This window comes from Pseudarthrobacter sp. R1, assembly GCF_024494415.1.
Classification (GTDB): Bacteria; Actinomycetota; Actinomycetes; order Actinomycetales; family Micrococcaceae; genus Arthrobacter.
In genome coordinates, this window is sequence record NZ_JAMKFI010000008.1 from 763809 (window position 1) to 789347 (window position 25539).

The window sequence follows — 25539 nt, forward strand, 5'->3', positions numbered from 1 at the left end:
TCATGCCCTTCAATGCCAATTCTTTCGGCGTGGTGGCACTCGCCGCTTATCAGCCTGACTGGGAGCTCTTCGCTACCCAGTTGCGGTCCATCCAGCACCAGACGCACTCAAACTTTCACTGCATTATTTCGGCAGATGGTGGATTCGATGAAGTCCGCGACTTTGTCGACCGGGAGTTGGCCGGTGACGACAGGTTCCAAGTTGTCGGCTTCGATGACAGGTTGGGGTTTTTCGGAAACTTTGAGAGGGCTCTTCAGAACGTCCCTTCCGAAGCCGATTGGGTGGCGCTGTCTGATCAGGACGATTCTTGGTACACGACTAAGATCGAAAAACTACTTCCGCATCTGAACGATGTCAGCTTGGTGGCGGCGCAAGCACGCGTCATCAGACTCCCTGAAAACAAGGTGGTGGCAACGTCAACGCAGCGGAAGAACGTTGCGCTGGACGCATTGCTGGCCCAGAACCAGGTGACGGGAAGCCTGTGCGTTTTCCGCCGCGAACTGCTGGATCTTGCTCTCCCCTTCCCCCGGCTGAACACTGTTTCGCAGGTTCATGATCACTGGTTGGCTGTTTGTGCCAAGGCCACCGGCGACGCACTTGTGATTGATGATGTCGTGCAGGACTATGTCCAGCACGCTGGGAATGTTCTGGGCGAGGTCGGTAGCAGGAAGAGTGTTGCGAAGTCCTTAGCGCACTTGGCTGCCCTGTCCCGGAGGTTTCAAGGCAGTAGCAGTCCAGCCGCGATGCTCAGGACGGCAAATGACTTGAGCTTCGGCTGGCGAGGAGTGATGGCCGATACCCTGCGAAGGCGCCTTGGTGATGACATTGCTGATCGTGGCGCCGGAGTAGCGGCTTTTGAGACGGGCCATCACTTGGTAAGGCCTTGGAAGGCACTTGTCTCCGGGCTCCGGAACGGTGACATCGCATTGCCGTGTTTTCTGGAATTCGTTGCCGGGGCGCCGCTTGAACTGCTTCCAAGGAGTCGCAAGGGATAGTTCGCCGAACGGCGTATATCTCGGTCCGCGCCGACATGTCAGTCACCGGGAGGCATCCGCTTCTTCCACAAGCGTTAGATGCTTCAGGCTGCTGCGCACAACCGCGAGTTGATAACCTGCCACGACCAACTCAGCGGTGCCTACTGCCCAAGCAACTCCGGGAGCTTGGAAAAAAGTCCCAAGAACAAACATCATTGGAATGTTGAAAGCTGCCCCGATTGCTGTCGATTTGGCCAACGCTGCACCCTTGCCCAGCGGGATAAGGCAGGCGAGGCCAACAACCTGCGCGACCAGAACCCCGCCAAGAATAACGCCGAAAGGGATGCTAAGACTGTAATCGATGGTAATAGCGCCTCCGGAGAAAAGCGCGCTCGCCCAAGGAGTAAGCACGGCCAGTAGAGTTCCCGCAAGCAGTCCAACTGCGGGTGTAAGCCTTGCTACAGTCCGTATCCGAAGGGAGCTGCGGGCTGGCCCGGCTTCCGGAATCCACCCTTGAATTACTTGGAGTATCGGTCCGAACCCGGCGACCGCAAAACGAAAGAGTTTATCGGCCAAGGCATACTGGGGGAGTGCAGCGGTAACCAACTGGTTGACAACTAGCATGGGTAGGTTGCTATTGAGGCTACCCGTTCCCGCTGCTATGACCCCATGTTTCTGATCCCGGAGGCGCTTCATGGCAGGGACGAAGCGGAAGTCGGCCTTCGGGGACTGCGTTGCTCCGGACAATGCCCCGACCCCGCCCAGGACGACCGCCAAAAGATTGAAAACCAGCAGCGACAGGACAAAGACGATGGGCTGGGGATAGAACTGGATCAGTATGACGCCGGTCACGATACCGAGGCCCTGGGGGAGAACATCAAAGAGGAACAGCCTCCACGGTCTTGCCTGGCCGATAAAGAACCAGGAGGCTCCAGCAAAAGGCAGGACATAACTCACTGATGCCAAGGCCGCGACCAAGGGTTCAACTCTCGCTAGCAACAGCATCGCAACAAACATCACAGGTGCAGCAATAAAGAAGAGGTACGTCCTGCTTACCAAGGAGTCGAGGAACATCTGGGGCCGCTCGCGCGCTGGCAGTGAGGCCACCAAAGCAGCCCCCACGGTGCCCCAGCCGAAGGCCACTATGATTCCAAAGATCGCCGCCGTTGCCTGCGCCAGGGCCAGCTCGCCCCAGGTCTCTTTGCCGAGGGTCGAGATGACGAACGGGATAGCGAGTAGGTTAATTCCGGTTGAGAAGACAAGGGATGCTGCGAAGCTGCCGAAACGTCGCAGCAAAGCAGGAACGGCTTTGGAAGCCAAATGCAGTTCTCCAATCTAACGATGTTTGAACGCAACCGATCGGTCATGGTCAACCGCGGCGTATTTGCTTGCCTTTAGGCTAGTGGGCGAAGCCGCTACGGGAGGAAGAGCGGAAACGCATTCTGACCCCCTCCCATAGGTGACATCAAACCGTCGGGCAATAGGGATATCGCCCGAAATCTCAGTGCCCGTCTTCCAGAACTCCGTTCCGTGCCGTTGCCACTTGCTCATGGCCGAGGACGGTGTGCAATACCATGCTTGATCCGATAGTTGATATCTCCCAGGCATGAACACTTCAGAAGAAATGCTGACAACCGAACTACTGGAATTTGTATACGAAGAACTCCTTGCCGGACCATGTCAACGTCCGTTCGGGAATGAGGCAAGCTGCATCCAGACTCTGAGAGGAAGATATTGCCTGAAGGTTGGGCCAGCGGAGTTTCAGATCACAAGGATCTATGCGGACAACAGTGGTGTCAGGCACGGGCGCTTCAAAGGTCATAGGTTCCCCTGTTGTTGCCCACTGAAAATGGATGAATCCGCCTCCACGATTCCACTCATTGGCGTGGCTGGCGTCAGGGTCCAACTTCTTCCATTGCTCGGTGTCGGGGCCTGAACGCTGCAGTCCACTCATCGAGGGGACTCCGTTGGCCAGCATTACCGTGTCGAATGGGCCGAAGTCCGAGGCCCACACCCCATTGGTTTCAGCTGCCCGCTTGCCCTCGGCTGAAAGATACTTGGCAGTTTCTGAATCCCGCAGATCACCAAGCCCAAACAGCAAAGGATTGGCGCTATAAACAGGAACTGCTGCCAGTACAGAAGTCAGCACTATTGGCCACACCTTGGAGGGAAATTTAGTGGCGCAGAAAACGCATAGCCCAACGGCAAAGGCAGCGGCGGCAATCGAAGACCTTGACATCTCGGGGAGGTAGGACAATTGAAGCGAAGACACGGCGTACGCTGTGACAACGGCGCAACTTGCGGCTGCTGTCAGGGGAAGCTTCCAATTTACCTTGCGTGGCAAGCGAGCCAACAATAGACAAACGAGTATGGAACCCAAAATGCCGCACACTTGGGCCGCCCGTGCGGGCTGTACATAGTTCAGGAGCGGTATGGAAGTACCTCTTTCACCGAAATTTACGGTACACCAGAGGAGCCAAAGAAGGCCGAAAATGGCAACTACGATGATAGCGATGTTCTCACGAAGCTGTCCGAAGAAATTCAGATTGACGACCAATAGTACTGCCCATACAAAAGTTATGGTGAAGGCTGTTGACAGCTCGCTCTGGTTGATGCCGACGGGAAGCATGTCCTGCATCGGGGCCAGGCCAGGTGCCCCGAAAAGCAAGGCGAAGGATTGGGCTGTTCCTGTCGACCTTCTGGAGCCGGGATAGACCGTCTGCAGCAGGGCGTTGATGCCTTCGCGGTTCTCCCACAGCATCCCAGCTGCGAAAATCATGGCGGTTAACCCTGAGCAGCCCAAGGCCAGCAGCTTCGGCTTCCACTGTCCCTGATGTGCAATTACCCAGGCGACTGTTGCGACGAGCATGGGCAGGCCTAGAACGAGAGACCAAGGGATGTAAAAGCTCGGCAGTCCCGCGATCAATATTCCGGCTGCGAGGCACTGCAAAGCAGGTACGACACGTTGATGCGCAGTGAATCTTCGATAAGCGGACAGAATGAGACTGGAACCAGCAATCGTGTAAGCGATTAACTGAATGGGCATCATGGTCCACCATGAAGCCGCCGGCGATAGTGCTATAAGGAAAGCTGCCATCCAACCCCAGCGACGGCTTGAGCCGACTTGCTCAAACCAAGTTGGCAGGAAAAGGAATAGAAGTAACGCTGGCAGCCACCAGTGGGCTGCAAAAACCATTGCGTCCGGCAAGAACGAGGCGGTATAGAGCAAAGAGGAGTCAAAAAAGACCAAAGTCTCAAAAAACCCGCCGGAAGAATAGCGGTGAGTTAAGTCTGCCGGAGCGGCCAGGACGCTTGTAGTCGGTGCAGCCCCTGTCGCCATAATTGAAAGCACAATAGGTGAAAAAGCATTGTACTCATCTGACCGAATAGGAGACGCTTCACCTAGTTGAAGGCCCAGTGGAGCAGTTGGATTCTCCCTGAGCGTCGGCATACCTATAGATGAAGTGGTAGCACCCAAAACCACGGCAGCGATATAGAGAATTATGACCGCGATCCGAAGGGGGTTGTCTTTCTTCCCTAATTGCGAAAAGAACGACTTTCTTCGAGCGGCAAGCTCTGGCGCTGATAATGCTATGGCAGTCAAACGTTGGTCCTAGGGAATCGAAGCTGGGCGTCGGTGGCGTCACGCTGTCGCGATGCAGCCCGGAGTAGCGGCCTAGCCTTCCGACAACCCTAGTATGCTAGCCTATACCCTAGCCCTAGTGGCGCGAACGGCCCGCCAGTTGAACGGTCTCGACTCCTGATGTTGCAACGCATTAGCCGAGCTGTCGATCATTGACCGTGATGGTCCTTACGCCCAGCGTGTGCCAAACCGGCGCCGTCCAACTTGAAATAAGAGGATAAGTGCTGAAACGGCATTCCAAGATTGTGCTTGATAGCGAGATCGCGCGATTCATTATGGTTGGCGGAGTTTCGTTCGTCATTGACCTCGGGCTGCTCATGCTTCTCCACGAGGTATTCTTAGTCGATCTTGTACTTGCAACTCCAATTGCCTTCCTCACCAGCCTTGGTTTCAATTACGCGCTGCAGCGTATTTTTACTTTCCGTGCTGATAACGGCAAGAGTGTTAGTTTCATCAAATATTGCCTCCTCGTAGTGTTCAACACGCTGGCAATTGATGTTATAGTCAATGTTTTCGACTTGCTCGGCGCGGGCTACCAGCTGGGCAAGGTCGTTTCGACGATAATGACGACTGCATGGAACTTTTTGTTATACAAGCATTGGATCTTCAAACCCAATGCATCTGAACGCGAGCAAAACGATGAAGGAGTCGTAGTCCCGCGGCAGTGATGCAATCGTTGCATCTGTTGGAACGCAATCCTCCGCTGCTGGTCCGACAGATGCCAGGAGGGTGACAGCGAAGGCAGTCCGCGGCTTCTGCAAGGCCCTGCGGAATTGATTGCCGCGCAACGCCAAACTTGATCTTTGCCTTCCACATGGTCACGCTGGGACACGACGTGTTCACCGAGTCCGCCAACGCCTTACCCACCACGAGCATCTCTGGCGAGGAAGCTTGCGCGGTCCGGTCTGCGCCTACCGGAGGCTGCTTCTCACGGAGCGACGCGACAACGGTGAAGTGCACGCTAATTACACCGCCCCGGCATCAAGGTTGCAACCAGTCTTTCTTGACAAGTTCCTGTCGTACTGAAGGTAACCAGTCTCTTCTTTGGTTATAGCCGCTATGTCCGGCCCATCCCTGGTGCACCTATGACGGCATAACGCTCCGCCCCGCCCCGCGCCGGGCGGTGGGCCAGGAATAATTGAACTGTTCAGCAGCGCCGGACACGGGCCGGCCTTGATTTGCGATCAGACACCTCACCCGCAGACATTGGTGGGGTCAGCACAGATTAGTTGGGACACTGAGGACCTCCTAAGATGGTCGCCCTCAGACTGCCGGATTGATGGACCCAGGGACCGGGACTGTCCGGAGGAATGCTCAGTTGGAACCAGTCCGAGGTAAGCGCCATTTGCGGAGCCGGTGAACCGGTCCCAGCCACCGATCTCCAGGGCAAGTCCAATGCGGTCAGCGTCGAGATGCCGTGCAGGCATTGCAGGGCACGGACAATCGGCATGTATTCGCTTCCATATGCCATTGCGGTGATCGCTTGATCGAGGCAGTCACGTCGGTCCGAAATCTCATGCATCGCCTCAACGGAGGACTCATAGGTCAACTGCCGGACCGCCCGCCCGAATAAACGATGCCCTGCCGCAACAGGAGTTGGACGGGCTCTGGAGCTTCGACGGTGCTGCGACCACGGTGTCCCTGGCAGCAAGCAGGAACCTGGCCAAGCCGACGCTTGTACGTTCGAAGGTAGCTGGAACCTCCAAATTTCAAATGTGGCTCTACCTGTCCGCCAAGTGTGGAAGGCAACTCATGCCTTGCTTGAAAAGGAGGTTCCAGCCCCTAATCCACACTTCCTGGGCCTTCTGGCAGAGGCCATCAGTGCCGGTAATAGGATCCAGAGCGTCCACCATCCACCATTCGGGACGGGACCGCATAAAAGCTGGACGTTCCGGATACGCTCCGGCGACAATGGCCTTCAGAAGGACCATGCCCGGGGCCCCGACCGGCCCGCCACCTCCTGCTACATATCGTCTAGATACTCCCGACGGGGACTGCCAATAGGTAGCCGTCGGTTAGCTTGCTCATTCCGTCGCCAGCGTAGAACCAGAGACTGCCATCGGGGCGGCGGCCGATAAGGTCGGCTTTGCCGTCGTTGTTGTTGTCGCCGGCACCTAGTATTTGGTCGTAGACACCCCATCCCGTGCCGGTCTGTCGTGCGTTCTGGTATGTGGTGGTGTTGACGCCGGCGTAGAACCATATCGTCCCGTCGGGCCGACGCGCCAGGAGGTCGGGCTTTCCGTCCCCGTTGAGGTCGCCGCTGTTGATGATTTGGTCGTAGATCTGCCAGCCGGCACCGATCTTCAGCCCCGTTCTGTATCCTCCGGTGCCGTCACCGGCGTAGAACCAGAGAGCGCCGTCAGGCTGTCGGGCGATAACATCGGCAAAGCCATCACCGTTTGTGTCACCGGCACCTTGGATGGTGTCGAAGATCTGCCAGCCGGTACCAATTTGGCGAGCCGCCCTGTAGTTACCGGCGCCGTCGCCGGCATAGAACCACAGTGTCCCATCAGGCCGACGAGCAATGAGATCAGGTTTACCATCACCGCTTGAATCACCCACGCCCACAGACATGTCATAGATGTTCCAGCCAGTGCCGAGCAGTTGACCCGCAGTGTAGCTGCCAGTGCCTGTTCCACGGTGAGCCCACAGGGATCCATCCGGACGACGGGCGATCAGATCCGGCCGACCATCACCATTGGAGTCCCCAACGGAGCTAAGGCGCTCACGGCTGTCCCAGGCGGAGCCGACGGGGACTGCCAATAGGTAGCCGTCGGTTAGCTTGCTCATTCCGTCGCCAGCGTAGAACCAGAGACTGCCATCGGGGCGGCGGCCGATAAGGTCGGCTTTGCCGTCGTTGTTGTTGTCGCCGGCACCTAGTATTTGGTCGTAGACACCCCATCCCGTGCCGGTCTGTCGTGCGTTCTGGTATGTGGTGGTGTTGACGCCGGCGTAGAACCATATCGTCCCGTCGGGCCGACGCGCCAGGAGGTCGGGCTTTCCGTCCCCGTTGAGGTCGCCGCTGTTGATGATTTGGTCGTAGATCTGCCAGCCGGCACCGATCTTCAGCCCCGTTCTGTATCCTCCGGTGCCGTCACCGGCGTAGAACCAGAGAGCGCCGTCAGGCTGTCGGGCGATAACATCGGCAAAGCCATCACCGTTTGTGTCACCGGCACCTTGGATGGTGTCGAAGATCTGCCAGCCGGTACCAATTTGGCGAGCCGCCCTGTAGTTACCGGCGCCGTCGCCGGCATAGAACCACAGTGTCCCATCAGGCCGACGAGCAATGAGATCAGGTTTACCATCACCGCTTGAATCACCCACGCCCACAGACATGTCATAGATGTTCCAGCCAGTGCCGAGCAGTTGACCCGCAGTGTAGCTGCCAGTGCCTGTTCCACGGTGAGCCCACAGGGATCCATCCGGACGACGGGCGATCAGATCCGGCCGACCATCACCATTGGAGTCCCCAACCTGGGAGATCTTTGCAGACGAACGCGAAGCCCCGCTTGTTGCGAAGGTCTTTAGTTGGGAGTAGTCCCCGTTCCAGACATTGGAGTCACCCGCGAAAGGTCCTGTACTGCTGTATTGCCAGATGCTGTAGGTGCTCCAGCTGGCTGTGGGAACCGGCCCGGCATTGTTGGTAGGGGAGCTGGGGTAGGAGGCAACCCAGAGGGGGTAGTCGCCAAAGCCCGCAGGATTACCCAGGCACTGGTTCCACCAGCTTGTGTTGGTGTAGATCACCGGCAGCCGGCCGGTCAACGCCTGCATGGTGTTGCCGAAGTCCCGCACCCAGGAAGTCAGCTGGGCCGGCGACATGTTGTAGCACGTGTTGCCAAAGTAGAAACCGTTGATCGTCCGGCCTTCATAGGGGTTGAACTCGAAGTCCAGGACAGGCGGCATGGTATATCCGTCAGCAGACCAGCCCCCGCCGTTTTGTACAAAATAACGGGCCTGATCCGCTCCGGAAGACCAGTTGGGAATAGCGAAGTGGTACGCACCGCGGATCATACCGACATTTCGAGAGCCCTGGTACTGCGAGCTGTACGACGGGTTGGTGTAGTAATTTCCTTCCGTGGCCTTTACGTAGGCGAACCTTGAGCCCATGTTCCACTGCTGTTGCCAGTCCACGCTGGGTTGGTGACCGCTGACGTCCAGGCCCTGAACGCCAAAGGTTGGCATCCACGTGCCTTCGGAAGAAAGCGACTCCGTGCTGAGCCGCCTCATCGACTCAGACGAAGCGGACGCCGTGACCCGGGCCGAACGCTGCCCCATCTCAGCGCCGCCGGGACCAATCGCCTCGGCCATGGATTTGGTGGTCGTTGCAGAGGGCGAGGGAGTAGGTGCCTCCGCTGGCGCCGGTTCGACTGCCTTGCCAGCAGGCTCTGTAGCAGGTGCCGGCCCCACTCCGGGCGCTACAGTTTCCCTGGCGCTTGCCGCTTTACTTTCGGCGGAACCGGTTGGCGAGCTTGTCGTCGGCGTCGGAGGGGGTTCGACGGCGGAGGCAACGCCCACCAGGCTTGGGCCGGCCACCAAGGAGCTAGCCAGCAGGATGACAGCCAGCGATTTCATGGCGGGGCGACGGGACTGAGACAGGTTCCGTTTCATATTGGCTCCGGAGACAATGAGGCGCTCCCAGGAGCCCTCATCTGGTTTGCTGCTCCGGCTGATTCCCCAGGAATTAGCCGGACAGAAGATTCTGACATTTAACGCGCTCACCATAGCACCCTGTTGCTGGTGGAAATAGAGGTGCTACTGGTGCCTTTGGGGATGCTGTGACTATCTTGCGCTTATCCACAGCCATTCTTTACCCCCTTGTTGGCGCGCGGGCCAATCCTTAGGCTTTACCCAGTTGCACTGCCTCCGCCGGGGGCGGCAGTTGTATTGGGGAACTTATGGACGCGCTGGGAATTGTCGAGGACGAAGTCCGCGAGCTTATTCGTCGTCGCGGGCTTGATCCGCTTCGTCAGATGGGAGAAGTCCGCCGCCTCGTAGAGGCCGCAGTAAGCGACTACGACGAGCGGGCCCTTATGGGTCCACTCCCTCCTATTGGCCCCTTGGATGCGGCACGCAAGTTCCTTTTTGATGCCGTCGCCGGATTTGGCGTACTTCAGCCACTCTTGGACGATCCGACCATCGAAGAAGTCTGGATCAACACTCCCAACGAAATCTACGTGGCAAGGAACGGCGAATCCGAGCTAACCTCCCTTACCCTGACGGAGCAGCAGGTGCGGGACCTGGTAGAGCGGATGCTCAAGAGTTCCGGCCGCCGGTTGGATATGTCTTCGCCCTTTGTGGATGCAGCGCTGCCCGATGGGTCCAGGCTCCATGTCGTAATCCCCGACGTCACACGGAGGCACTGGGCCGTCAACATCAGGAAGTTCGTCGTTAAGGCGAGCCGGCTTGAGCACCTAGTTGAGCTGGGCACGCTCACACCACAATCGGCCCGTTTCCTCGGTGCCGCCGTTTCCAGCGGGCTCAACATCCTCGTCTCAGGAGCAACGCAGGCAGGCAAAACCACAATGCTCAACTGCCTCGCAGCCAGTATCGGGAGCCGGGAACGCGTTATAACCGTCGAAGAAATCTTCGAGCTGCAATTCCCTCTTCGGGACGTTGTTGGGTTGCAATGCCGTCAGCCGAACCTTGAAGGCGAGGGTGAGATACCGATGCGCCGGCTGGTGAAGGAAGCGCTCCGGATGCGTCCGGACCGACTCGTGGTCGGTGAAGTGCGGGAAGCAGAAAGCCTGGACATGCTTATCGCCCTCAATTCAGGGCTGCCGGGGATGTGCACTGTCCACGCAAACTCTGCGCATGATGCCGTCACCAAAATCTGCACACTCCCTTTGCTGGCTGGAGAAAACATCTCCAGCCAGTTCGTCGTGCCCACGGTCGCGTCCTGCATTGATCTCGTGGTGCACTGCAGCCGTCGCGCGGACGGGCGCCGGGAAGCGACCGAAATCCTGGCCCTCGGCCGCCGGGTGGAGAACGGCATTATCGAATCATCACCGGTGTTTTCCATGGTGGACGGCCTGCTGCAAGCACGGCCCACCTCCATGCCGGCGCAGGAGAAATTCTCCAGGGCCGGCTATGACGTCGCCGCGCTGCTGGACCCGCGATGATATCGGCGCTTTTGGGAGTAACCGCAGGGGCCGGGTTCTTCCTGATCTGGTGGTCCTTTTGGGAGTCGCCGAAGCCAGCGCGCCCAAAAGAAAGGACCAGCCGTCTCGCGGACCTCCTTGCCGGGGCGGGAATCGAGAAAGTGTCTGCGTCCGGACTGGTGGGCACCTGCATCGGACTCGGGCTTTCTGTGGCTCTGGTCTTTTTCGCAATAACCCGCTCTTGGCCGATCTCCATCTGTTTCGGCCTCTTCGGGGTCTGGCTTCCGATAACGGTCCTTCGCTGGAAGGCAAAGAAGAGGAGCGCCTTGCTGCGCACGCTCTGGCCCGACGTCGTTGACCACCTACGTTCTGCCATCCGGGCGGGGCTGCCCCTGCCGGAGGCACTCATCCAACTCGGCGACAAAGGGCCTGAAGAGCTTCGGCACGTCTTCCGGGACTTTGGAGCGGACTACCGCGCGGGCGGCAACTTTGAAGCCTCACTCAACCAGCTCAAGCACCGGCTTGCCGATCCTGTTGCAGACCGGATTGTCGAAGCGTTGCGCCTGACGAGGGAAGTGGGCGGCTCCGACCTAGGCAAGCTCCTCGGAACGCTGGCTGAATTTCTGCGGGAAAACGCCAGGACACGCAGCGAGTTGGAGGCACGGCAGTCCTGGACCGTCAACGCAGCACGGCTCGCCGTTGCCGCGCCCTGGATCGTCATGATGCTCCTTGCGACAAGGCCGGAGGCGGTACAGGCCTACAACACAGCAATGGGCGCCGCAGTCCTGCTTGGCGGCCTGGTGGTCTCCTTGGTCTGCTACTCCATAATGCTTCGGATTGGGGCACTTCCCCAGGACGAGCGGGTGCTCAGATGATGGAAATTTCACCTCCTGCTGTTGTCTGCGGAATGCTGATGGGCATCGGCCTGTGGCTCGTTATTTTCCGGTCTCCTTTTATGCGTGCCGTCACTTTGTCGCAGCGCATCGAGCCGCAGCTGAAATCACAGAACCTTGAGTCCAGGCTGCTGCGTGCCGGGGAACACAGCCCGACACCCTTCGGGCCGCTGGGAAGGATTCTTCGGCCCGTACTTCAGGACGGCCTGGCAGCCCTCGCAAGGCTGAACCCGGCGTCGAAAGCTACGGCCCGACGACTGGCCCAGGCCGGAATCGATAAGACGCCGGTTGATTTTCGGGCGGAACAACTATTGTGGGCGGCCGCCGGATTCGCGGTATCCATCATCTTCATCGTTCTCGGTGCGGCCTCGGGCAAATTTAACCCCTTATTGGCTGCCGTTGCTGTTATGGGGAGTGGCATAGGAGGGTTTATGTTCCGCGACTACTGGCTCGGCGCGCAGATCCGCCGAAGGGAGTCGAAGATGATGGCGGAATTCCCCGGCCTGGCAGAACTGATGGCGTTGGCAGTCAGTGCGGGGGAGAGCGCTACAGGCGCCCTGGACAGGGTCTGCCGTAGCGCCAAAGGTGAGCTCACGAAGGAGTTCACAAAGGTCCTCACTGAGACGAGAGCAGGAAAACCCTTGATCCAGGCACTGCAGGAGTTCTCGGCGCGGACAGATCTGGCACCCCTCGTCCGTTTCGTCGACGGAATTGTCGTTGCAGTAGAAAGGGGCACTCCCTTGGCCGATGTGCTCCGTGCCCAGGCGCAGGACGTACGTGATACGGCAAAGCGTGACCTGATGGAAACCGCAGGCAAGAAAGAAATTGCCATGATGGTGCCGCTCGTATTTGGGGTGCTGCCCTTGACTGTTGTTTTTGCTGTCTTCCCGGGCATTGCCGCAATAAACCTCGGATTTTGAACGCCAAACGGGATCGTACGCATTGACCAATTCGAAGCTGGAAAAAGGAAATAGGACGGAAAGAATGAAAAAATTGGGGATCCGCTCGATGATGCTGTTCCTGTCGATTGCCGCAACACTGCTGGCAGGGGCGGTCGGTGGAAAGGCACACTCAGGGAGGCGCCCAGCGAAGGACCACCCTGAGCGGGGTGATGTCCCTGGCTGGGTGATGATCACACTCATGTCCGCCGTCCTCGTGGCAGCGCTGCTTGCGCTCGCCGGCCCGGCCCTTGAAGCCATGTTCAACCAGGCGATGGACAAGGTCGGAAGCTAACAGATGGCAGCGTCCACCCGCGGTAGGAACACAAACCGCGCTCTGGACACGCGACGCAAAGCGCCCCGCCCGGGTAAGTCAGTCCCGCATCGGGCAACCGAATCCCGGGAGCAGGGGTCTGCTGTCGTCGATTTCGTCCTGGTCGGCAGCCTCCTAACGCTGTTCTTCCTTGCGATCATTCAGCTGGCACTGGTCCTGCACGTGAGGAACACATTAATTGACGCAGCGGCATCGGGTGCCCGGTACGGGACCCTCGCGGACCGGAGTGCTGCGGACGCGGAGGAAAGGACACGCAGCCTCATCCATTCCGCCTTAAACGCGGGCTTTGCCCAACAGGTGAGCACCCGCGAAGTGACGTACCAGGGCCTGCGGACCCTGGAAGTGACCGTACGGGCTCCAATGCCCGTAATAGGTCTCATCGGACCCCGGGACCTTTTGGAGGTGAAAGGTCATGCCGCTGTTCAGCCGTGATGACCCAAGCCTCGGGTCTCTCCGAACCCGGCTGATGGTAGCCCTCTGCCTCGCGCCGGCCACTGCAGAGCAGGAGCATGAACGGGGCAGCGCGGTGGTTGAGTTCACCTTCCTGGCCCTCCTGCTGATGGTGCCGCTCGTATACTTCATCATCACCATGAGCCAGATCCAGGGCGGCTCCTTTGCTGTCGTCGGGGCGGCTGACCAGGCTGCCAAGGTCTACATAGCGCAGCCCGACGCAGCGACGGCCCAGGCAGCAGCCGAACAGGCAGTCGCGATCGCGCTCGCCGATTTCGGTCACCAGCCGGAAGGGGCGCAGGTAGCAACGTCCTGCAATCCCGCAGATTGCCAGGCGGCCGGCAGCACAGTCACGGTAACCGTGAGCCTGACAGTGCCACTCCCGTTCCTGCCGTTCAACGATGATTTTCGCCTCAGCGCCAGCGAAGTCGAGGCGTCGTCCACGCAACTGGTGGGCAGGTTCCGGTGAGAAAAGTGCCGCGGAATGAGAACGGTCAGATCATGGTGATGATCCTTGGCTACGTCGTTTTAGCCCTGCTGGTCACAACTGTGGTCATCGGCATTTCGTCCGTCTACCTCGAACACAAACGGCTGCTTTCCCTGGCCGACGGCGCCTCCCTTGCTGCCGCCGACAGCTACACCCTCGGCGAGGTGGCAACCCAAGGGGGCAGCCCCTCTGCGGTCTTGAGCCCTGCCAGGGTAAGGAACGTGGCGGCAGACTTTGTCTCCAGGAGCCCCGCGTCACAGCGTTTTGATGGGCTCGCCGTCACGGAGGCAACGGGCAGCCCTGACGGTTCTACCGCCGTCGTAGTTCTGACTGCTGCTGTACACCCGCCGGTGGTGAACTTCCTGATGCCTGATGGCATAAAAATCGAGGCCGCTTCAACCGCTCGCTCGCGTCTTACCCGCTGATGCCGCTCAGCGGGTAAGCCGAGCGGCCTGCCGCGCTTATAAGCGCCAACAGCCCCCGGCCCTACACGCGCCAACAGCCCCCGTCCTGCCGGCGTCGCAACTGCCCCGTAGGGCCGCAGGGTCCGGGCCTTCAGCGGGATAGCGTAGGCTTAAACAACCATGGCCAATATTGATTTTTCCGCTGAAATCCGCGCCCTTCGCGCCACCTACGAGTCAATTGAGCGAGTCTCCGACGTAGAAGCGCTGAAGGAAGACATTGCCGAACTCAGCGAGCGGGCCGGCGAACCGGACCTGTGGGACGACCCCGCAGCGGCGCAGAAAATCACTTCACGGCTGTCCCACCGCCAGTCGGAGTTGGAGCGCCTCAACAACCTGGCCTCAAGGATCGATGATCTCGAGGTCCTTGTGGAGCTCGGGCAGGACGAGGACGACGCCGCTTCCATGGGCGAGGCTGCCGCCGAACTGGAGTCCATCAAGAAGGCCCTGAAGGAACTCGAAGTGGTCACCCTGCTGTCAGGCGAGTACGACGAGCGTGAAGCGGTGGTCTCCATTCGCGCGGGAGCCGGCGGCGTGGATGCTGCCGACTTCGCCGAGATGCTGATGCGCATGTACCTCCGCTGGGCCGAGCGGCACGGTTACCCCACCACTGTTATGGACACTTCCTATGCTGAGGAAGCGGGCTTGAAGTCCGCGACCTTTGAGGTAAAAGCCCCTTATGCCTTCGGGACTCTCAGCGTCGAAGCCGGCACCCATCGGCTCGTGCGGATCAGCCCCTTCGACAACCAGGGCCGGCGCCAGACGTCCTTCGCGGCCGTCGAGGTCATCCCCCTGATCGAGCAAACGGACTCCATCGAGATCCCGGACAACGAGATCCGGGTCGATGTCTTCCGCTCCTCAGGCCCGGGCGGGCAGTCAGTTAACACCACTGACTCCGCGGTCCGCCTGACCCACATCCCCACCGGAACCGTGGTCTCCATGCAGAACGAAAAGTCGCAGCTGCAAAACCGGGCGGCGGCCATGCGCGTCCTGCAATCCAGGCTCCTGCTCCTGAAAAAGGAGCAGGAGGACGCCGAGAAGAAGGCGTTCGCCGGTGATGTGAAGGCGTCCTGGGGCGACCAGATGCGCTCCTACGTCCTGAACCCTTACCAAATGGTCAAAGACCTGCGGACCGAGCACGAAGTCGGGAACACGTCGGCAGTGTTCGACGGCGAAATCGACGACTTCATCGACGCCGGCATCCGCTGGCGCACGGACAACCGCAACGCCGAAAAATAGGACGCAGGAGCGGCGCCCGGGCTAAAGGGCACAACAGGATCCGGCGACACGCCCCCTGAAACCCGCCTGATACGCCGGAGTTCCTGCGTATAGTCGAGGGGCCGGGGCCCTACTTCCCCCAAACGAAACCCGTGCGCCGGCTGCAGAACTGGGCTGCATCAGAATCAGCCATGCCCTGCAGGGTACTTAGGGCCATGATCCGATTCGAAAATGTCACCAAGGTGTACGACCAGAAAGCCCGGCCTGCGCTGGACTCCGTCAACCTTGAGATTGACCGCGGCGAATTCGCCTTCCTGGTCGGCGCGTCCGGCTCCGGCAAATCAACCTTCCTCCGGCTGGTCCTGAAGGAAGACCGGGCAACCTCCGGCGCTGTCTACGTAGCCGGCCAGAACGTCGCCAAGATCTCCAGCTGGCGCGTCCCACAGCTCCGCCGCGGCATCGGCGTCGTCTTCCAGGACTTCCGGCTCCTGCCCCAAAAAAACGTCTTCGCGAACGTAGCGTTCGCCATGCAGGTCATTGGCAAGAGCCGCAGCGTCATCCGCGACACCGTTCCCGAGGTCCTTAAAACCGTCGGCCTGGAGGGCAAGGAACACCGCATGCCGCATGAGCTCTCCGGCGGTGAGCAGCAGCGCGTCGCCATTGCCCGCGCCGTCGTCAACCGGCCTGGCATCCTCCTCGCGGACGAGCCCACTGGAAACCTGGACCCCACCACGTCGATGGGCATCATGGGCATCCTGGACAAAATCAACCAAAACGGAACCACCGTGGTGATGGCCACCCACGACGACGACATCGTCAATGAGATGCGCAAACGCGTCGTGGAGCTTAAGAACGGCGTCGTTATCCGCGACGAGGCAAAGGCACTGTACACGTCCATGATTCCGGTCGTGGGGCAGTCGCGCAGGCTGAAAGATGCCAGCGGCAGGGAAGACCCGGAGTCCGGACAGCCGCGGGAAGAGGAGGGACAGCGATGAGGCTCGCCTTCATTCTCAGCGAGATCGGCAGCGGCCTTCGCCGCAACCTCTCCATGGTGGTCTCGGTCATCCTGGTCACGTTTGTCTCGCTCACTTTCGTGGGCGCAGCAGGAATGCTGCAGATGCAGATTAACCAGATGAAGGGCTACTGGTACGACAAAGTCCAGGTGGCCATCTTCCTGTGCAGTGAAGGGTCGACGGCGGCTGGCTGCGCCGGCGGGCCGGTCACCCCCGAGCAGCAGGAGAGCCTCAATGGACTGCTGGAATCTCCCGCCGTGGCGCAGTACATCAACGACTTCCAGTTTGAGTCCAGGGAAGAGGCGTACAACCACTTCAAGGACCAGTTCTCGAATTCGCCCATCGTGGACTCGGTGACTCCGGACCAGCTGCCGGCCTCCTTCCGGATCAACATGAAGGATCCCGAAAAGTACCAGATCATCAGCGAGACGTTCTCCTCCCAGCCAGGGGTGGAAACGGTCATCGACCAGCGCCAGCTGCTTGAGCGCCTCTTCTCGGTGATGAACGGTGCCTCCCTGGTGGCGGTCAGCATCGCCGGTGTCATGATTGTTTGCGCCATCCTGCTGATCGCAACCACCATCAGGCTCTCCGCCTTCAGCCGCCGCCGCGAAACCGGCATCATGCGCTTGGTGGGCGCCTCGAAGACCGTGATCCAGCTGCCCTTCATCCTCGAAGGCGTCATCGCTGCGGTCATCGGTGCCGCGCTGGCCTCCGCCACACTGTGGGCCGTTGCGCATTTTTTCCTCGGCGAGTTCATGTCCCAGCAGTACCCGGATACCGCCTTTATCTCGTCCGGCCAGACGCTGATCCTCGCACCCGCGCTGATAATCCTTGGCGGATCCTTGGCCGGAATTTCGTCTCTCTTGACCTTGCGCAGATACCTTCGCGTCTAGGTATGCAAACCGAACAAGGAATGCTCATGAAGTTAACGGACCAAAATTCCCCGCGGCACCGGCAGAACAGCCGGGGCAGGGTGCCCCAGCGCACCGGCGTCATCAGCGCCGTGCTCGCAGTCGTCCTCGCCGCCGGATTGGCTTCCTCCACTCCGGTGGCTTTCGCCGGCGAGCTTGAAGACAAGCAGAAAGCACTTGAAGCAGAGGCAGCCAGGGTCCAGCAGTCCTTGGAATTCGTCGACTCCCGTATTGCCAAGGCGGCCAGCGACCTGGTCATCTACCAGGGCCAGCTGCCCGGCGCCCAGCAGGCCCTCCTGGAGGCCCAGGGTCGTGTAGCGGGTGCTGTCAAGGAAGTTGAAGCGCTCTCTGCCCGGGTGGACATGGCCCAGCAGAACAAGGCAAAAATCACGCAGCAGCTCGAGACGGACAAGCAGAAGATCGCCGATACAAAGAAGCTGATCGGCCAGATTGCCACCCAGGCTTACAAGTCCGGGGGAGTGCCCTCCAACCTGTCCCTGTTTTTTGGCTCGAACAACGGCGGAAGCCTGACCGAGACCATGGACCTGGCGGACCAGGCCATGCGGAGCCAGAACGCGGCGATGGACAAGCTCTCCCAGCAAAACGCCACCAACGTCAATTCCGAGGCCCGGCTGCAGGCAGTAGAAGCTGAGATCAAGGACCTCAAGGCCAAAGCCGATGCCGCCTTGGAGCGGGAAAAGGCCGCCCGTGACGAAGCAGCCGCCAAAAAGGAACAGGTCGATCAGCTGATCGCCGACACCACCCGCCTTGATGCTGAGTTGCAGGCAGCCAAGCCTGGTATCCAGTCGCAGCTCGCCAGCGTCCAGGCGAGCCAGAACGCGGTGGCAGCCGAGATTGAGGAACGTGACCGGAAGCTCCGCGAGGCCTGGGAAGCCGAGCAGCGGAGGCAGGCAGAAGCAGCTGCCGCTGCTGCTGCGGCCGCTGCTGCCGCGGCAGCAGCGGCAAAGGGCCAGGCGCCCCCGCCACCGCCGCCGGTGCAGTCTTTTATGCCGCCCGTCGGATCGCCGTCGGCCTTTGGCCTGCGCCATCCCTTTGACGGAAGCGTGCCGATCACGTCCGGGTTCGGGTGGCGGGCCACCCCGCCAGGCACCATCGACTTCTACGGGCAGGGCGGCTACATGCACACGGGGCTGGACTTCGGCGCATCCTGCGGCACACCTGTCTACGCTGCAGCTGCAGGGGAGGTCTTCAGCTCCGGCTGGAACTCTGCGGACGGAGGCGGCTGGCGCGTCAAGATCTCGCACGGCCTGATGCAGGGCAACACACTGAACACCATCTACTATCACAACGCGAGCATTGTGGTGTCGAACGGCCAGCGCGTCTCGCAGGGCCAGCTGATCGCCTACTCCGGCAACACCGGAAACTCCACCGGCTGCCATGCCCACTTCGAAACCTGGCTCAACGGCAAGCCGATGGACCCGATGAACCTGCTGTAGGGCGCTTAGCGCTGCCGTACACTGGTATGACTCCGCGCCGGCTGGCCCGGAGGGCATCCGATTCTTGAACTGAGGAGCTTTCCCTTGCCTAAAGAAAGTGGCCGTAAAGTGGTGGCCACCAACCGGAAGGCCCGGCACGACTACCACGTGCTGGATACCTACGAGGCTGGAATCGCGCTCATGGGCACCGAAGTTAAGTCCCTGCGCGAGGGCCACGCCTCCATGGTGGACGGATTCTGCACCTTCTACAACGACGAGCTGTGGATGGAAGCCATCCACATCCCCGAGTACAACCAGGGCAGCTGGACCAACCACGCGGCCCGGCGCCGCCGCAAGCTGCTGCTGCATCGCGAGGAACTGATCAAGATTTCGCACAAAGTGCGGGAATCAGGCTTCACCATTGTTCCGCTGCAGCTGTACTTCGTTGACGGCCGGGCCAAGGTCGAAATCGGCGTGGCCCGCGGTAAGCGCGAGTACGACAAGCGCCAGACCCTCCGTGAACAGCAGGACAACCGCGAAGCGCAGCGGGAAATGCGGGAGCGCAACCGCCGCCGCTAGGCTGGAATGAATTCCCTGAATGATGCGTTATGATGGGTAGTCCGGTGGGCTTGCCTGCCGGTTTGGTAAAAAAATATGGGGATGATCGGTTTCGACGATGTTAGTCGCGACAGGTGAAGCGGGCCGAGGATGCAGAATTATCTCGTAAACGCTTTCTGCAAACCAATAAGTGCCGAATCTAAGCGCACTGACTTCGCTCTTGCTGCTTAACCAGTAAGACAGTCCGTCAGCCCGAGGTTGCTATCGCCCCGGATCCTGGCGTCATTTAGATAGCCACTGCTGTTCACCTCCGTCATCGGGGTGAACGGGACTCTTAGATGACTGGGCCCGGATCAGCCAGCTGTTTGCAGCATGGCTGGGGCCGAGAAAATCCGACGCAAACTGCGCCCGGAGAAGCCCTGACAACACGACATCGGACGGGGGTTCAATTCCCCCCATCTCCACATTTATGATGATGCGGCACTTCCTTGATGGAATGGCCGCATCATCACAGATAGCACCCCGGTCCTCGGACCGGGGTGTTTTTCTTTGGCCGGCCACGGGCAGTGAAGCAGCCGGCCCCGGGCAATGAAGCAGCCGGCCCCGGGCAATGAAGCAGCCGGGCCCGGGCCACGAAGCAGCCCGCCCGGTCCACCGGCCTGACCCAGGCCCTCGGGCTCTCGTTCACCCACGGCGTAGCGCAGCCGGGACTAGCGGCCCGCGCCCGGTCGTTGTGTCCGGTAGGAGCCCGCACTGCCCTCGCCGCCGGGATCCGCTTACCAGGAGGTGCCCCATGAACCAGGGGAGCGAGCCAGCTTCACAGGCGTCCGACGTCGACGCCCTGGACTCGTATTCACAGACAGTAATGCGCGTGGCTGCCACAGTTACGCCGCATGTTGCCGCGTTGGAAATGTCCGCGGCCCGCCGCAACGGTCGGGTCCGGGTCGGTGCAGGTTCGGCTGTGCTCTTCACCGAGGACGGGTACCTCCTGACGAACGCCCACGTCGTGGCTGGCACCCAACGAGGGCACGCCGTGTTCGCCGACGGCAACCGGATGGAGTTGGAACTTGTGGGGGCGGACCCGCTGTCCGACCTTGCCGTGGTCCACGGCAGGCCGCCGCGCGTGGCGCCCGCGCAGTTCGGTGCCGCGGAGTCCTTGCGGGTGGGCCAACTGGTGGTCGCCGTCGGGAACCCTCTGGGCCTGGCAGGTTCGGTAACGGCGGGCGTGGTCAGCGGCCTGGGACGGGCCATCCCGGTCTGGTCAGGAGGCAACCGGCGGGTCATCGAGGATGTCATCCAGACGGACGCCGCCCTCAACCCGGGCAATTCCGGCCGAGCGCTGGCGGACACGCACAGCCGGATTGTCGGAATCAATACCGCCGTGGCAGGTGCCGGACTCGGCCTGGCAATCCCCATCAACGCCACCACCCAGCGGATCATCTCCGCCCTGCTGGCGGACGGACGGGTACGGCGGGCCTACCTTGGCCTGGTCAGCACGCCGACCCGGCTCAGCCCCAGCGCCGTTATTCGCACCGGCCAACGGGACGCGCTGCGCGTGGTGGAAGTACTGGCCGGCTCACCGGCAGACAAGGCCGGCCTGGCAGCGGGGGACATCCTCCTTGCCGCGGGCGGCCGCCCCGTCAGTGATGCCGAAAGTCTCCAGCGCCTGCTCTTCTCGGACGCCATCGGCGAACCACTCACGCTGGCGGTGCTGCGGGACGGCACGGAAATCCACCTCACGGCAGTCCCCGAAGAGATGACAAACAACGGAAAGTAGCCGGGAGGCAGCAACGCCGCCCTAACCCCAAAAGCAGAAGGAGGCTTAGCCCTGCCCCGGCACGTCTGCGATGCCTACGAAACGCGTGCCGACGCCGTCGAACTCGCTGCGGACGTACCCTTCACGGACGCGCGGAACGTCCTCGGGGCCGTGATGGCCGCACACCACGTAGGTAAAGTCGGGCCACCACTTTTTGGGGCGCGCTGCTTCCTCGTACCCGCAGACGGCGCACTCGAGGTGGACCCAGACAGGCCGCTTTCCGGTGCGGTTGGCGCGGGACTGGACCAGCCAGGGCGGCGGGTTGTCCAGGATTTCACCCAGTTCAGCTTCGGTCATCCATTTTGGTAGGCCGTGGCGCTGGGCCATTTCCATCGGTACATCAAGGGCAATGGCCGCGTCGCGTCTGCTAATCATCACCATCCACGATACGCGAGCCGGCCAAATCGCCTGCAGCAGCGCTAGGAAGCGAGGGCAATCCCGGCCGCAGCAGCTGCAAAGCCGAGGACAAGGTTGGCCGCTACATTCAACACGGCGGAGCCGAACCGTTCTTCAGTCAACAACCGCACCGTTGCCGTGGTCCATGAACTGAAGGTGGTGAGGCCCCCCGCCAGCCCTGTGGCCAGTGCGGTCTGCCATTCCGGGGCCAGCCCCAGCTTCATGGTCGCGGCGTGGGAGACGCCAATGATGAAGCACCCCGCCACGTTCACCAGCAAAGTGGCCCAGGGCCAGTGCAGCCGTACCTTGTGCCCGCGGCCGCGCAGCGAACTGCCACGGGAGCGGGGCACCCGATTGGACGCGTGCTGGGCGAACCAGCTGTCCACACCGAAGCGAAGAAGCGCGCCGGCGACGCCGAAAAGGCCCACCAGGGCAGCAGCCATCACGCCCTGTGGCCCGCGCCGGCGTCCTGGCGCACGGCCACCAACGTGCCGAACCGCCAGCCGAGACCCGCCGCCGCCAGCCCCAGCAGCACTGACAGCGCCAGGTAGGCTGCCCACGCCAGATGTTCGCCGGCGCGGGCCAACTGGTCCACGGAAAACACCACGGCCGAGAAGGTGGTGAAAGACCCCAGTAACCCCGGCCCCAGCCCGGCCCGTAACCAGAACGCGGTCCGCGGACGGGCTATCCAGATGGTGGTCAACGCTGCCAGGACGAAGCTGCCGCCAGCGTTGATCAACAGCGTGGCCCAGGGAACCGCACCGGGAAGATCGGGAAACGCCAGCCCCAGTCCATAGCGCAGTTCAGCGCCGATTAGGCCTCCGGCGGCGACAGCGAGCCAGGCGCGGCCCGCCGGCATGCCGGCAGGCGTCATTCAGCTGTCACCCAGCAGGCAGCCGGGGTGGGGATGGTCGGTGTGCACCCACAGGGCGGACGTGATTTCGTCGGCGAGGTCGTAGTCCCTGGTCCTGCCCGAGTTCCTGATCCGCACCACCAGGGCGCCGCCGAACGGCTTGCGGCCCACAACCTCCACCTCGGCGTCGAGGTCTATTTCCTCGGCGGAAAGATAGCGGAGCAAATCCGGGTTCTCATCGCTGATCCGGGTGATCCTGCCGGTGTGCCCCTGGTCCAGCTCGCCCATCAGGTGGGCGCGCGGCATCAGCACTTTCCCGTCGGCGGTGGGAATGGGGTCACCGTGCGGATCCCGCTGCGGGTTCCCGAGTTGGGCCGCAACCCGCTCAATGAACGTGTCCGAGACGGCATGCTCCAGCAGTTCGGCTTCGTCGTGGACCTCGTCCCAGCTGTAGCCCAGCTGCTGGACAAGGTAGGTCTCTATCAGGCGGTGGCGGCGCACCATGGAAAGGGCCAGGCGGACGCCGGCGTCCGTCAGCGTGATGGCGCTGTACGGCTTATGGTCGACGAGGCCCTGGTCCTTCAGCTTGCGGACCATTTCCGAGACCGAGGAGTTGGCGACGCCAAGGCGCTGCGCAAGCTGGGAGGACGTGATGGCCTTGTCCTGCCATTCCGTGAAGGAGTAGATGACCTTGACGTAATCCTCAATGGAGGAGGAGGGCGCGCTGGTCTTCACAGCTCCAAGCCTACCCGTTGCCTGTTCTCCGTCATGCCTTGAAGGCCCGCCAGGTCAGCGTCAGGTACGGCAGTTCGAGCTCTTCTTCCAGGCTGTGGCCCAGGTGGTCGTGGAGATACCAGTCCAGGTTGGCCAACACCTTGGCGCGGGTGGTTTCGCCGGCGCGCAGGTAGTAGCTTCTCGACTTCGTCAGCTCCACCAGGTCCGTGGTGCTGACGCGGTCCTGCCAGTGGGTGACGTGTCCCTCAAGCCCCCGGAACTCGGGCCCCACGACAGGCCGGAAGTCCGCCTTGTACACATCCCCTGCGTGCATGATCCGGGAGAGCCGGTGGACCCAGGGGACAGAGGTGTCCAACTGATTCCAGATCAGGCCCAGCGTTCCGTGCGGGCGGAGGACGCGTGCCAGTTCCGTGCTTGCGGCCAGGGCGTCGCACCAGTGCCATGCCTGGGCAACGCTTACGACGTCGAAGGCTGCGGCGGGCAGGCCAGTTGCCTCCGCGGTGGCCTGGACTGCCGTGGCAGCGGGATAGTGCGCCCGTAACTGCTCGAGCATGTCGGCAGAGGGGTCTACCGCCGTGACGGCCAGGCCCATGTCCAGCAGCAGTTCGGTGAACTTACCGGTGCCGGCACCGGCATCAAGCGCCTCGCGGGCATCCGGGGGAACCAGCCAGCGGGCTGATTCTTCCGGGTAGCCCGGACGGACCTGCTGGTAGTGCCGGCCGCCGTCCTGGAAGCTCTGGCCGAGCTCCTGCCGCCGTCCGTGGTCAAGCCTGGGGCCACCCCGTACCACGCGTGGCCTCCTTCGTCCGATGCCCTTGGGTATCCTTCGAATTTACCGCACCCGCCCCTGAGGCAGGATCAGTAAGCAGAGTCAGTGCCAACAGCGAGTGTTCAGTCGTCGATGCAGGGGGCGGCCCCGGCGGTCCCTGGAGTGTTCGGTGCCCAGTGCGGGTACGTGCGCGTGTCGTTGGCGGGAACCCAGCGCCCCGCGTCCACGACGTAGTCCCACCCCAGGCCGTTGCGGCGCAGCGAGTCGATGCCGGCAAGGAGCCGTTCTGCATCCTCGAGGCGTGAACCGACACCGAAACTCGCACGCAGGGAACCGGAAGGAAGCCCGAGCCGCTTCAGCAGCGGGTGCGCGCAGAAGCGGCCGTCCCGCAGGCCTACGCCGTGTTCCGCAGACAGGTAGGCGGCCACGAGACCGGCGTCGTAGCCTTCTACGGAGAAGTTGACCACGCCGATCGTGTCCGTATCCGGGTTGGTGTCCTTGAAGATCTGATGCACAGTCACGCCGTCAATGTTCTGCAGGCCTTCCACCAGGAAGGATCGGATGGCCGATTCGTGGGCGTGCCACTGCTCCTGGTCCAGGCCGGCGATCACCTGTGTGGCGCGGGCCAGCGTAGCTGCGCCAAGGACGTTCGGCGAGCCGGCCTCATGGCGGGCAGGGCCGGTGGCCCAGCTGACGCCGTCGAGCCTGGCTTCCTTGACGGCGCCGCCGCCTGCGAGGTGGGGCGTTCCGGCGTCGAGCCAGTCGGCGCGTCCCACCAGTACACCGGTACCAAACGGCGCGTAAAGCTTGTGGCCGGAGAAGGCGAGGTAGTCGACGCCGTCCGCGGCGATGTTCACGCGGCGGTGCGGCGCAAGCTGGGCCGCGTCAACCACAATCCGTGCGCCGTGTTCGTGGGCGAGCGCGGCGAGGGCCCGGATGGGAAGAATCTCACCGGTGACGTTGGAGGCGCCGGTGACGGCGAGCAGGCTCACGCCGCCCTGCTCCAGCTCGTCGCGCACGGACTCGATGGTCCCGGCGATGGTGTCAGCGGCAACGATGCTCCGGTGGGGGACACCCTGCCACGGCAGCAGGTTCGCGTGGTGTTCGATGTCCAGGTATAGGACGTCGCCGTCCGGACGTCCGTCCGTCGCGGGCAGGCAGCCCGCCAGCAGGTTGAGGGAATCGGTGGTGTTGCGGGTGAATATCACCGAGTCGTCAGGGCGGCCGCCCACAAAGTCCCGGACAATGCTGCGGGCGTTCTCGTAGACGGACGTGCTGATCTGGGACGCGTAGCCGGCGCCGCGGTGGACGCTCGCGTAGAAGGGCAGGATCTCGTTGAGGTAGGCCGAGACCACGGAGAGGGCTGGAGCCGAGGCACCATAGTCGAGGTTTGCGTACCGGACGTGGCCGCCGGAGATCAGGGGCGCCTGGATTTCCGCGCCTGTGACGGCAGCAAGGGGACGGCCGGCAACAGTACGGCGGGCATCAAAAAGGGCAGCAGCTTCAGCCTGGATGGGCTGGGCGGCGGCGTTGGGGGAGACGGTGGCAGTTGTCAC

Annotated in this window: 25 protein-coding genes and 1 other RNA gene; 17 read left to right on the forward strand and 9 right to left on the reverse strand. The window is 61.5% G+C overall.

What is annotated here, in order from left to right; translation table 11 throughout:
- The first annotated feature begins 2 nt into the window (after window positions 1-2).
- Complete coding sequence (locus M8J71_RS14355; RefSeq protein WP_256248520.1) at window positions 3-995, forward strand: glycosyltransferase; 993 nt, start codon at window positions 3-5, stop codon at window positions 993-995.
- Between the two features lie 42 nt (window positions 996-1037).
- On the opposite strand, the gene M8J71_RS14360 is transcribed toward M8J71_RS14355, so the two are convergent.
- Entirely contained in the window at window positions 1038-2294 is a 1257-nt protein-coding gene (locus M8J71_RS14360; RefSeq protein WP_256248521.1) for a lipopolysaccharide biosynthesis protein, read from the reverse strand.
- 319 nt (window positions 2295-2613) lie between these two features.
- Window positions 2614-4578, reverse strand: a complete 1965-nt coding sequence (locus M8J71_RS14365; protein WP_256248522.1) for a DUF7657 domain-containing protein — start codon at window positions 4576-4578, stop codon at window positions 2614-2616.
- A gap of 260 nt (window positions 4579-4838) precedes the next feature.
- On the opposite strand from M8J71_RS14365, the gene M8J71_RS14370 reads away from it, so the two are divergent.
- On the forward strand, window positions 4839-5285 hold the full coding sequence (locus tag M8J71_RS14370; protein WP_256248523.1) for a GtrA family protein: 447 nt from the start codon (window positions 4839-4841) through the stop codon (window positions 5283-5285).
- Between the two features lie 1306 nt (window positions 5286-6591).
- Here the strand turns inward: M8J71_RS14370 and M8J71_RS14375 are convergent.
- Window positions 6592-8799 carry an FG-GAP-like repeat-containing protein gene (locus M8J71_RS14375; protein ID WP_256248524.1) on the reverse strand — a complete coding sequence of 736 codons (2208 nt, stop codon included), beginning with the start codon at window positions 8797-8799 and terminating at the stop codon, window positions 6592-6594.
- A 4-nt stretch (window positions 8800-8803) separates the two neighbouring features.
- Between M8J71_RS14375 and M8J71_RS14380 the strand changes: the two genes are divergently transcribed.
- From M8J71_RS14380 to M8J71_RS14450, 15 genes are all read left to right on the forward strand, one after another.
- Window positions 8804-9208 (forward strand): hypothetical protein, encoded by a 405-nt coding sequence (locus tag M8J71_RS14380; RefSeq protein WP_256248525.1) that lies wholly within the window; start codon window positions 8804-8806, stop codon window positions 9206-9208.
- 304 nt (window positions 9209-9512) lie between these two features.
- Entirely contained in the window at window positions 9513-10736 is a 1224-nt protein-coding gene (locus tag M8J71_RS14385; protein ID WP_256248526.1) for a CpaF family protein, read from the forward strand.
- Entirely contained in the window at window positions 10733-11590 is an 858-nt protein-coding gene (locus M8J71_RS14390; protein ID WP_256248527.1) for a type II secretion system F family protein, read from the forward strand. Before M8J71_RS14385 ends, M8J71_RS14390 begins: the two co-directional genes overlap by 4 nt.
- The gene (locus M8J71_RS14395; protein ID WP_256248528.1) at window positions 11587-12528 is read left to right on the forward strand and encodes a type II secretion system F family protein; all 942 of its coding nucleotides are present in this window, start codon (window positions 11587-11589) and stop codon (window positions 12526-12528) included. Before M8J71_RS14390 ends, M8J71_RS14395 begins: the two co-directional genes overlap by 4 nt.
- 64 nt (window positions 12529-12592) lie before the next feature.
- Entirely contained in the window at window positions 12593-12841 is a 249-nt protein-coding gene (locus M8J71_RS14400; protein WP_256248529.1) for a hypothetical protein, read from the forward strand.
- 42 nt (window positions 12842-12883) lie between these two features.
- Complete coding sequence (locus M8J71_RS14405) at window positions 12884-13312, forward strand: TadE/TadG family type IV pilus assembly protein (RefSeq protein ID WP_256249000.1); 429 nt, start codon at window positions 12884-12886, stop codon at window positions 13310-13312.
- The gene (locus M8J71_RS14410; RefSeq protein ID WP_256248530.1) at window positions 13293-13799 is read left to right on the forward strand and encodes a hypothetical protein; all 507 of its coding nucleotides are present in this window, start codon (window positions 13293-13295) and stop codon (window positions 13797-13799) included. The genes M8J71_RS14405 and M8J71_RS14410 overlap by 20 nt, the downstream gene beginning before the upstream one ends.
- Window positions 13800-13831: 32 nt before the next feature.
- Window positions 13832-14242 (forward strand): pilus assembly protein TadG-related protein, encoded by a 411-nt coding sequence (locus tag M8J71_RS14415; RefSeq protein ID WP_256248531.1) that lies wholly within the window; start codon window positions 13832-13834, stop codon window positions 14240-14242.
- 159 nt (window positions 14243-14401) lie between these two features.
- On the forward strand, window positions 14402-15517 hold the full coding sequence (prfB, locus tag M8J71_RS14420; RefSeq protein ID WP_163162388.1) for a peptide chain release factor 2: 1116 nt from the start codon (window positions 14402-14404) through the stop codon (window positions 15515-15517).
- Between the two features lie 194 nt (window positions 15518-15711).
- Window positions 15712-16491, forward strand: a complete 780-nt coding sequence (gene ftsE, locus M8J71_RS14425) for a cell division ATP-binding protein FtsE (protein ID WP_256248532.1) — start codon at window positions 15712-15714, stop codon at window positions 16489-16491.
- Entirely contained in the window at window positions 16488-17402 is a 915-nt protein-coding gene (ftsX, locus tag M8J71_RS14430) for a permease-like cell division protein FtsX (RefSeq protein ID WP_256248533.1), read from the forward strand. The genes ftsE and ftsX overlap by 4 nt, the downstream gene beginning before the upstream one ends.
- Before the next feature lie 26 nt (window positions 17403-17428).
- On the forward strand, window positions 17429-18877 hold the full coding sequence (locus tag M8J71_RS14435; protein WP_256248534.1) for a M23 family metallopeptidase: 1449 nt from the start codon (window positions 17429-17431) through the stop codon (window positions 18875-18877).
- Window positions 18878-18961: 84 nt separating this feature from the next.
- Window positions 18962-19435: an SsrA-binding protein SmpB gene (gene smpB, locus M8J71_RS14440; RefSeq protein WP_163162401.1), complete on the forward strand. Its 474-nt coding sequence runs from the start codon at window positions 18962-18964 to the stop codon at window positions 19433-19435.
- Window positions 19436-19512: 77 nt separating this feature from the next.
- Window positions 19513-19881, forward strand: a transfer-messenger RNA (tmRNA) gene (gene ssrA / locus M8J71_RS14445).
- A 326-nt stretch (window positions 19882-20207) separates the two neighbouring features.
- Window positions 20208-21191 (forward strand): S1C family serine protease, encoded by a 984-nt coding sequence (locus M8J71_RS14450; protein WP_256248535.1) that lies wholly within the window; start codon window positions 20208-20210, stop codon window positions 21189-21191.
- Window positions 21192-21236: 45 nt separating this feature from the next.
- Here M8J71_RS14450 and M8J71_RS14455 read toward each other — a convergent pair whose 3' ends face one another.
- From M8J71_RS14455 to M8J71_RS14480, 6 genes are all read right to left on the reverse strand, one after another.
- Window positions 21237-21605, reverse strand: coding sequence for a hypothetical protein (locus M8J71_RS14455; protein ID WP_163162405.1), 369 nt, complete (start codon window positions 21603-21605; stop codon window positions 21237-21239).
- 44 nt (window positions 21606-21649) lie between these two features.
- The gene (locus M8J71_RS14460; RefSeq protein ID WP_256248536.1) at window positions 21650-22069 is read right to left on the reverse strand and encodes a fluoride efflux transporter FluC; all 420 of its coding nucleotides are present in this window, start codon (window positions 22067-22069) and stop codon (window positions 21650-21652) included.
- Window positions 22069-22500, reverse strand: coding sequence for a fluoride efflux transporter FluC (locus M8J71_RS14465; RefSeq protein ID WP_256248537.1), 432 nt, complete (start codon window positions 22498-22500; stop codon window positions 22069-22071). The genes M8J71_RS14460 and M8J71_RS14465 overlap by 1 nt, the downstream gene beginning before the upstream one ends.
- Complete coding sequence (locus M8J71_RS14470; RefSeq protein WP_256248538.1) at window positions 22501-23214, reverse strand: metal-dependent transcriptional regulator; 714 nt, start codon at window positions 23212-23214, stop codon at window positions 22501-22503.
- Window positions 23215-23245: 31 nt separating this feature from the next.
- A complete protein-coding gene (locus tag M8J71_RS14475; RefSeq protein ID WP_256248539.1) occupies window positions 23246-24004 on the reverse strand; it encodes a class I SAM-dependent methyltransferase in 759 nt (252 codons plus the stop codon).
- Between the two features lie 101 nt (window positions 24005-24105).
- Complete coding sequence (locus M8J71_RS14480) at window positions 24106-25539, reverse strand: aminotransferase class V-fold PLP-dependent enzyme (RefSeq protein ID WP_374114849.1); 1434 nt, start codon at window positions 25537-25539, stop codon at window positions 24106-24108.

What these genes read in the sequence shown, in the direction of transcription:
- M8J71_RS14435 (WP_256248534.1), top strand. Translation starts at nt 17,429, where the DNA reads ATGAAGTTAACGGACCAAAATTCCCCGCGGCACCGGCAGAACAGCCGG.
- ftsX (WP_256248533.1), top strand. Translation starts at nt 16,488, where the DNA reads ATGAGGCTCGCCTTCATTCTCAGCGAGATCGGCAGCGGCCTTCGCCGC.
- M8J71_RS14385 (WP_256248526.1), top strand. Translation starts at nt 9,513, where the DNA reads ATGGACGCGCTGGGAATTGTCGAGGACGAAGTCCGCGAGCTTATTCGT.
- M8J71_RS14400 (WP_256248529.1), top strand. Translation starts at nt 12,593, where the DNA reads ATGAAAAAATTGGGGATCCGCTCGATGATGCTGTTCCTGTCGATTGCC.
- M8J71_RS14390 (WP_256248527.1), top strand. Translation starts at nt 10,733, where the DNA reads ATGATATCGGCGCTTTTGGGAGTAACCGCAGGGGCCGGGTTCTTCCTG.
- prfB (WP_163162388.1), top strand. Translation starts at nt 14,402, where the DNA reads ATGGCCAATATTGATTTTTCCGCTGAAATCCGCGCCCTTCGCGCCACC.
- M8J71_RS14460 (WP_256248536.1), bottom strand. Translation starts at nt 22,069, where the DNA reads ATGGCTGCTGCCCTGGTGGGCCTTTTCGGCGTCGCCGGCGCGCTTCTT.
- M8J71_RS14415 (WP_256248531.1), top strand. Translation starts at nt 13,832, where the DNA reads ATGGTGATGATCCTTGGCTACGTCGTTTTAGCCCTGCTGGTCACAACT.
- M8J71_RS14410 (WP_256248530.1), top strand. Translation starts at nt 13,293, where the DNA reads ATGCCGCTGTTCAGCCGTGATGACCCAAGCCTCGGGTCTCTCCGAACC.
- M8J71_RS14395 (WP_256248528.1), top strand. Translation starts at nt 11,587, where the DNA reads ATGATGGAAATTTCACCTCCTGCTGTTGTCTGCGGAATGCTGATGGGC.
- M8J71_RS14450 (WP_256248535.1), top strand. Translation starts at nt 20,208, where the DNA reads ATGAACCAGGGGAGCGAGCCAGCTTCACAGGCGTCCGACGTCGACGCC.
- M8J71_RS14465 (WP_256248537.1), bottom strand. Translation starts at nt 22,500, where the DNA reads ATGACGCCTGCCGGCATGCCGGCGGGCCGCGCCTGGCTCGCTGTCGCC.
- ftsE (WP_256248532.1), top strand. Translation starts at nt 15,712, where the DNA reads ATGATCCGATTCGAAAATGTCACCAAGGTGTACGACCAGAAAGCCCGG.
- M8J71_RS14455 (WP_163162405.1), bottom strand. Translation starts at nt 21,605, where the DNA reads ATGATTAGCAGACGCGACGCGGCCATTGCCCTTGATGTACCGATGGAA.
- M8J71_RS14355 (WP_256248520.1), top strand. Translation starts at nt 3, where the DNA reads ATGCCCTTCAATGCCAATTCTTTCGGCGTGGTGGCACTCGCCGCTTAT.
- M8J71_RS14375 (WP_256248524.1), bottom strand. Translation starts at nt 8,799, where the DNA reads ATGCCAACCTTTGGCGTTCAGGGCCTGGACGTCAGCGGTCACCAACCC.